Consider the following 7361-nt stretch of genomic DNA (forward strand, 5'->3'; position numbering starts at 1 on the left):
CGGGCTTACGACGTCCCCTTGGTCATACGGTCAATCTGCGCCTCAATGCCACCAGCGTCGCGCACAACTTCCGTATAGATCCGGCCGGCGCGGAACCTGCCGTCCAAGACTTGGAAGATGTTGACCCCCACGAACTCCATGACCGTCCCGTCCCGGCGGGTTCCCTGCAGGCCCCACTCCATCCACACCTCGTCGCCGTCCGACACCGTCCGGACAATCTTCGCCGTGAGGTCAGGCAGGTCCCTGAGCAGTTTCTCGAGATTTCGCCGCACAGCGTCTTGGCCTTGGACGGATTCCCCGCGTCGCGCGGGAGCTTGGTCAATGTAGGCCCTATCGAAGCAATCCACCGCGGCTTCCAAGTCATGTAACGACAAGGCCCTAACCCACCGTTGCGCCACTGCCTCCGGATCGATGCCCATGCACTCAATGCTGGAGCTCCGGCGCCGGTTTGGCAACCGCCCGAACGTGCGGGGGACATCGAAGAAGATCGAACTGCCAAGGACAGCGTCCAAGATGCAGAACGTCTGTCCTGGGTCGTCCCTGAACGGAAATCAGATCCATCGGTCTAAAGGTACCTGCATGCTAGTCGGACGACGGCGGGAGGCGCCCGCCGTCGTCCCCTTTCTGTTTGTCAGGCGTCGATTCAGTAGAAAGAGATGAGCTCGACAAGCTCCCCGACCCTGTCCTCGGGGTAGTTCCGGGCAATGTCTGCCTGGCTGAGAATGCCAACCAGGTCGTGGCCGTCGATGACCGGCAACCTACGCACCTGGTGCTCCCCCATGGTCCTGATCGCTTCCTCGATGGAAGCGTCCGCACCGATGGTCACCGGCTTGCCCTGGCCAAAATCCCCGGCCTTTGCCGTTCGCGGGTCACCACCTTCCGCGAAGCATTTGATGACAATGTCGCGGTCCGTGATCATGCCCTTAAGCCGGTTGTCCTCCCCGCAAATCGGCAGGGCGCCGACGTTCAGCTCCTTCATCTTCCGAGCGGCCGCTTCCAGCGATTCGTTTTCACCGATGCATTCAACGCCGCCGGTCATAATTTCACGTGCTGTGGTCATGGCATTCTCCTCATACGATCCGAATTGGACTTCTAGAGCTGCTGGCCCGTAGGCCCGTTGTCCTCGACTTCGCCGCGCCAGGATGGAAGATCGCGGTGCCCAGTGGAACCGGTACACTTTTGTACCACGGGCCGGGCGCGGCTGTAAACCTTTTGAGTCGGATCTAAGTCTGAAGTTACTTCGAGAACTGCAGCCGGGCAACGCTGGACCGCTCGACCAGTTCGGCGGCGACCCGTATGACGGTGGGTTTTCCCGACGATTTTCCCTGGGTGTTGGCCAGGGCCAGTTGCACGGAGTGCCGGGCGAGCAGATCTATGGGTTGCCTGACAATTGTCAGGGCCGGGGTCATGAGTTCGGTCCAGGGAGAATCGTCGAAAACGATGACGGACAGCGTCCCGGGGATGTCGATTCCGGCGTGGGAGAGGCGCCGCAGAACCTCGGTTACCTGTGCGGTGTTTGCTACCACCAGAGCCGTGGGCGGGTCCTCGATGCTGAGCAGCGCCGATGCCGCATCTCCTCCGGCCGGGCCGCGGAACGCGGCGTGCCGGATGAGGAGTTCGTCCTGTTCGAGGCCGGCTGCTTCCATGGCTTGCCGGTAGCCGGCAATTCGGTCCCGTCCGGTGGTGGAGGACGCCGGTCCGGAAATGATTCCGATGCGGCGGTGGCCATGCGCCGCCAGCAGCGCTGTAGCGGACCGGGCAGATTCAAAGTTGTCGATGCTCACAACGTCAACCTCAGGAAGCGACGGTATTGAACGGTCGACAAAAACCACATCAGTCCCCAGGTCCTGAAGCTGCTTCCAGATCGCCACGTTGTTGCCGGTCGGCGTCGCGATAATCCCACTGACCCTGCGCTCGATCAGGGTCCCCAGACGCTCTGACTCCAACTGGTCATCCTCCTGCGTGGTCATCAGCAGCACCTGGATTCCGCGCGAGTGCGCCTCCTGCACCACCTGGTCGGCAAGGCGGGCGAAAAAGGGGTTGGAGACATCCGCGAGCAGCAGCCCCAGGGTAGTAGGCGGACCGTACTTGAGCTCCCTGGCTGCCGTGCGGGGGTGATAGCCCAGGTTCTTCATCACGTCGTTAACTCTGCTGCGGGTAGCTGCGGCGACGGGACCTGACCCCGGGTTCAGCACCCGGGAGACGACTGCAACGGACACCCCGGCCGCCTGGGCAACATCGCGGATGGTCGGTTGTTTCTGCACGCCTACTCCTTGCCTGGCACTTCCTGGACATCTGGGAACCTTTTTACCCTAGGGCTTGACCTTGGGCCTATCCCTGTGAAATAAAAGTGTACCGGTTCCACTTATTTTACCTTAGTTCAGTCCCGCTTGTTCTGCAGCCTCATTACCTAGGGCAGCAAGCCGCAAGGTTAAAAGTAGAGCCCCAAAAGCTGCGGTCAATCCCAGACCAGCCCGCATCCCTTCCGGAACAGTGCCGTATCCCTTGAAAGGCAACCCATGAATCTGCATAAACTTCTGTCCCAGCGTGAGGCCGACGGAAAGCCCATCCGGGTCGGCCTGATCGGCGCCGGGCGCTACGGGACGATGTACCTGGCCCAGGCAAACAACATTCCGGGCATCCACGTCGTCGCCATCGCAGATATCAACGTCAAGCGCGCTGAAGGTGCTTTCGATCTCGTTGGATGGCCCAAAGACCAGATCGCGTCCGACATAGCAACCGCTCTAAGGGATCGGTCCACTGCGATCGTGGCCAACGCTGACGAGCTTTTCGACGTCGACATTGACATCATCGTGGAAGCCACCGGCAACCCCATCGTTGGTGTCAAGCATGCGCTGCGTGCCATTGAAACGAAAAAGCACGTCATCATGGTCACGGTTGAAGCCGACGCGTTGGCAGGGCCCGCTCTTGCCAAGCGGGCAGAAGCAGCCGGTGTTGTCTACTCGATGGCGTACGGCGACCAGCCGGCCCTCATTATGGAACTTGTCGACTGGGCCCGCACCAGCGGATTCGACGTCGTTTGCGCCGGCAAGGGCGCCAAATTCCTTGAGCACTATCACGAGATGAACCCGGATAACGTGTGGGAGAACTGGGAATTCTCCAAGGAGCTCACTGATTCCGGGCAGCTGAACCCCAACATGCACACCTCCTTCCGGGACGGCACCAAGGCCGCCATCGAGATGGCCGCCGTCGCCAACGGGGCAGGACTGGTCCCCTCTGACACCGGGCTGACGTTCACGCCGGGAGACGTGGAGGAAATCGCCTCAATCTGCCGCCCCGCCGACGTCGGAGGAGCCCTCGCACACGAAGGCACTGTCGACGTCATGTCCAGTGTTAACCGCGACGGCACCTGGATCCCCCATAACACCCAGGAAGGCGTTTTCGTCGTCGTGAAAGCCACCAACGCCTACGTCTCCGGCTGCTTCAACGAATACCCCTGGCACCCGGACCCCACCGGCCAGTACGCCGCCTCGTACCGCCCCTACCACTACGTCGGCCTGGAACTGAACGTATCCATAGCCAACGCCGTCCTCCGCGGAATCCCCACGGGATCGCCCATCGGGTTCTTCGGCGACGTTGTAGCCACCGCCAAGAAAGACCTTAAAGCCGGTGAATTCCTTGACGGCGAAGGCGGATACACCGTGTGGGGCCAACTCGTTTCCGCGAAGCACTCCGTCACTACCGGTGCGCTGCCGGTCGCGCTGGCCCACCACGTGGAACTGCGCAATGACGTATCCAAGGGCGGGATCGTCCGCTGGGAAGACGTCATCATGGACGACTCGCTCGCCCAGGCCCTCGAACTGCGACGCGAAACCGAGGCCCTTGCCCTTGAGACGTGGACCCCGGGAAACCCGGCCACACTCAGCTAAGTCTGAAGGACACCCTGCGGATGTTCGTCGCGGACCGACGGACTTCGACCGCCGGTCCGCGCCGCGTCCCCCAAGGACCCTCCCACGCCCTCAAAGGCACCCTCAAAGCAAGGAGAACCTCACCATGACCATCGTCGTCACCGCTGCTTTCAGCCCCAAGGAAGGCGCCTTCGACCAGGTCGTCGCCGCCCTCTCCCCCGCAATCAGCGAAGTGCACCAGGAACCCGGCTGCCTGCTCTACGCGATACACGAAGCCCCAAACAACCAGATCCTCATGATCGAAAAATGGGAATCAGCTGCGCTGCTCGACGCCCACGGCCAAGGTGAACCGGTCAAACGCCTGAACGTCTCCCTCGAAGGCCTGCTGGAAAAACCCGTCGTAGTGACCCGGCTGGCGCCGATCCCCGCAGGAACAGCACAACAAGGAACGCTGTAGTGCATAGCCCCATCGTCGTCATGGGCGTCTCGGGCGCAGGCAAGACTGCCGTCGGCGCCGCACTGGCAGCCCGGCTCGGGGCAACCTTCAAGGACGCTGACGACCTGCACCCCTTGCCGAACGTCGAAAGGATGACAGCTGGCATACCGCTCACAGATGAAGACAGATGGCCCTGGCTACGCCTGGTCGGCGCAGAACTCGCCGCCCAGCACCCGCACGGGATCGTCGTTGCCTGCTCGGCCCTCAAACGCGCCTACCGCGACGCCATCCGCGAAGCCGCTCCCTCCACCAGGTTCATCCTCTTAAAGGTCGACCCTTCGATACTGAAGGAGCGGCTGGTCCAGCGCCCAGGACACTTCATGCCTCCATCCCTCCTCACCTCACAACTGGAGACACTCGAGACCCTTGAAACAGCCGAAGCCGGAATGACCGTGACATCCGAAGGCGGCATCGAAGCACTCACCGATCAGATTCTCGCAAATCTGCGCCAAGTACATCTCGCAGTACCGGCCGGTACCGATCAGAACGAAAGATGAGTTTCTAATCCGACGCCCCCGGGCGCCTTGGTACGTCAACTCAAGTACACCCCAACCTGACGAACGAGGTTCCGAAGCCTTGACTTTCTTCTCGAGCGAGCCTAGAACTCAACCTGACAGAACGATGGGTGGAGGCATAGGTGGCTGGACAGCGAATCGGGTACGTACGAGTAAGCACTCTGGACCAAAACGAGAAACGCCAGCTCGAAGGCCAGGTTCTGGACCGCGTCTTCACCGACAAGGCATCCGGCAGGGACACAGCCAGGCCACAACTCACCGAACTGCTACGCAGCGGGGTTCCGAAAGTCGTTCTTGCTCATGATTACGGGATTAGCAGGGAGACCGTTTACCAGTACCTGCGCCAAGCCAAGCAAGCGGGGAGCCCTCCTCCTGCAGTGTCGCCCGCCATTCTGTAGCTTGACTGCCCAAGTCTCACGTATTCACATGTGCTGGCGCTCCTGCTTCGGCAGCACTCCGTGCGTATGTTCTCTGCTTTCAAACGACGCTCATACCACCCGCCTAGCGCGATGAATGTGTTAGATTCTATTTATCAGACATCGCCCCCCTCTGAGCCTCGGCTCAAGGGGGCGATTTTCATTGTGCGACAATCGATGCAGCGTGGAGTATACGAAGGAATTCAAAGAGCGCGAGGAGCTGCTTCAACAGCTCGAAGACCGTGGCCTCGCGATTCCTGACCGCGCCGAGGCGCTCAACTTCCTCACACGCGTCGGCTACTTCCGCTCCGGCGCGTACCGATACGTCTTCCGGAGGCTGCTCCCGCCGGACAAGATCGATGCTCGCCTGCACCAGTACCGGTCAGACGACTACATACCTAGGTGCGTGGGTCAGTAATGGTAACTCGTTGATGAATCCTACAAATTTATCGCCGGAATGCATCAAATCAGTTTCAAATCTTGTAGGTTTTCACCACAAAAAATCGGAAAAATCGACTACTGACCCACGCACCTAGTGCGAGCATCGAGCACGTCGTGAAGCTGGAAGCATTCGACTTCAAGTTGGCCCGAATCTGCCAGGAAGGCCTGCTTGAATTCGAGGTGCGCTTGAGGGCGGCCATCGCCCATACGCTCGCCTCGAAGAACGTGGCAGCTCACGCATCCAAAGAATTTTTGGATGCGCAAAGCTGCGATAAAGCAGCCGGCGAGCACACAAAGTTTGACGCATGGACGAAGACCTGGCGGGAAGCTGTTACTTCCGGTGCAGAAGACGAGGACTTCATCAAGCACCACCTGTTGAAATACCCGGAACAAGATGTGCCCATCTGCGCCGTCACTGAAGTGTTGAGCTTCGGAAATTTGCCATTCCTCTACGACCTCATGCAGACCCCGGACGCGCGCTCGGTCGCCCGCATGTTCGGATTCGCCCACCCCAGCCGCTTCGGTGCGGTGTTGCGTATGATGGTGGATTTTCGAAACACGTGCGCCCACGGCTCGCGTCTTTTCAACCGCGCGTTCAAAAGGCCACTCTCACTCCGCGAACACGACACTGCCAGCGAGCTCCTGGCGCACTTGCTCGAACCCGGCTTCACGGTCACGCCCAAAGCGCATCAAAGGCTCTATATCTACGCCGCCGTCCTGGCCTTCATGCTCAGATCTCACACGAGTGGCACAAACTGGCACCTGACCTTCAAGACGCAAATCAGAAAACTCGACATCAAGCTTCAAGCACCGGACGGTTCCGAACTCATCTCACCAGATGTGAGTATGGGCTTTCCCGCCCGTTGGTCAGACTTGGACCTATGGAAGCCCAAGCCCTGAACCTGGTTCGCAGTGACGGTGACCCTTGCGAATAGAACTGGCACCCCGGCGCTCTTAGGTTAACGAAAGGCCGTTATCGGCGCGCCAGGAATTAGCAGGGGGGCGTGGAGGACGTCTAGGTGCGTGGGGCAGTAATGGTAACTCGTTGATGAATCCTACAAATTTATCGCCGGAATGCATCAAATCAGTTTCAAATCTTGTAGGTTTTCACCACAAAAAATCGGAAAAATCGACTACTGACCCACGCACCTAGAAAGGGGTAGGCTGAGGCGTCATTTGGTGCAATGAGCTCCGGCAAAAGTATGTGTTTTTCGGTCAGTAGGGAGTTCCGGTGGGCAGGTCCCATTCGTAGCGCGCAAAAGCCACCTTCTCGCCTTACTTTTCGGCCATTTCCCGTGACCAGGGCCCTTCGGGCGCTAGCCACAGAACTGAGTTGTCCGGCCCCTGTCGTTCGGCCGCCCCGCAGCGAACGGCTGCCGGAGAACGAGCGCCCGACGGGCCTAGAGTCCGCGGCCAGGGTTGTTCCGACGATCACCACCCTCCTGTTCCGCCGTTCAGGTCTTCTAGAATGGCGGGCCCACCTACTTAATTTGTTTTCACGCAAACTTATTCAGGGCTTCTGTGAGGTGTACTACTGATGTGAGACACAGTTTGAAAGGATTGTGCCCATGTCTGCTCGACCAACCTATTCCGATGAGTTCAAGGCTGATGCCGTTGCGCTGGT

Annotated in this window: 9 protein-coding genes; 6 read left to right on the top strand and 3 right to left on the bottom strand. The window is 59.7% G+C overall.

Annotation, left to right across the window (positions count from 1 at the left end):
* Positions 1-5 precede the first annotated feature (5 nt).
* The 3 genes from NG698_RS16500 to NG698_RS16510 form a co-directional block, all read right to left on the bottom strand.
* Complete coding sequence (locus tag NG698_RS16500) at positions 6-419, bottom strand: nuclear transport factor 2 family protein (protein ID WP_252600357.1); 414 nt, start codon at positions 417-419, stop codon at positions 6-8.
* A 224-nt stretch (positions 420-643) separates the two neighbouring features.
* Positions 644-1060, bottom strand: a complete 417-nt coding sequence (locus tag NG698_RS16505) for a CBS domain-containing protein (RefSeq protein ID WP_252603565.1) — start codon at positions 1058-1060, stop codon at positions 644-646.
* A 175-nt stretch (positions 1061-1235) separates the two neighbouring features.
* Complete coding sequence (locus NG698_RS16510; protein WP_252611060.1) at positions 1236-2264, bottom strand: LacI family DNA-binding transcriptional regulator; 1029 nt, start codon at positions 2262-2264, stop codon at positions 1236-1238.
* Positions 2265-2519: 255 nt separating this feature from the next.
* On the opposite strand from NG698_RS16510, the gene NG698_RS16515 reads away from it, so the two are divergent.
* From NG698_RS16515 to NG698_RS16540, 6 genes are all read left to right on the top strand, one after another.
* The gene (locus tag NG698_RS16515; protein ID WP_252611061.1) at positions 2520-3890 is read left to right on the top strand and encodes an NAD(P)H-dependent oxidoreductase; all 1371 of its coding nucleotides are present in this window, start codon (positions 2520-2522) and stop codon (positions 3888-3890) included.
* A 124-nt stretch (positions 3891-4014) separates the two neighbouring features.
* Positions 4015-4326: a putative quinol monooxygenase gene (locus NG698_RS16520; protein ID WP_252611063.1), complete on the top strand. Its 312-nt coding sequence runs from the start codon at positions 4015-4017 to the stop codon at positions 4324-4326.
* Complete coding sequence (locus tag NG698_RS16525; protein WP_252611065.1) at positions 4326-4862, top strand: gluconokinase; 537 nt, start codon at positions 4326-4328, stop codon at positions 4860-4862. Before NG698_RS16520 ends, NG698_RS16525 begins: the two co-directional genes overlap by 1 nt.
* 140 nt (positions 4863-5002) lie before the next feature.
* Complete coding sequence (locus NG698_RS16530) at positions 5003-5278, top strand: recombinase family protein (protein ID WP_252611067.1); 276 nt, start codon at positions 5003-5005, stop codon at positions 5276-5278.
* A 202-nt stretch (positions 5279-5480) separates the two neighbouring features.
* On the top strand, positions 5481-5714 hold the full coding sequence (locus NG698_RS16535; protein WP_252611069.1) for an Abi family protein: 234 nt from the start codon (positions 5481-5483) through the stop codon (positions 5712-5714).
* Positions 5715-5815: 101 nt separating this feature from the next.
* Complete coding sequence (locus NG698_RS16540) at positions 5816-6637, top strand: Abi family protein (protein ID WP_256471180.1); 822 nt, start codon at positions 5816-5818, stop codon at positions 6635-6637.
* Positions 6638-7361 lie beyond the last annotated feature (724 nt).

The sequence above is a fragment of the Pseudarthrobacter raffinosi genome (genome assembly GCF_023913735.1).
In the GTDB taxonomy this organism is placed as follows: Bacteria; Actinomycetota; Actinomycetes; order Actinomycetales; family Micrococcaceae; genus Arthrobacter; species Arthrobacter raffinosi.

Coding starts and splice junctions, on each gene's coding strand:
- NG698_RS16500 (WP_252600357.1), bottom strand. CDS start 419: ATGGGCATCGATCCGGAGGCAGTGGCGCAACGGTGGGTTAGGGCCTTG.
- NG698_RS16505 (WP_252603565.1), bottom strand. CDS start 1,060: ATGACCACAGCACGTGAAATTATGACCGGCGGCGTTGAATGCATCGGT.
- NG698_RS16515 (WP_252611061.1), top strand. CDS start 2,520: ATGAATCTGCATAAACTTCTGTCCCAGCGTGAGGCCGACGGAAAGCCC.
- NG698_RS16520 (WP_252611063.1), top strand. CDS start 4,015: ATGACCATCGTCGTCACCGCTGCTTTCAGCCCCAAGGAAGGCGCCTTC.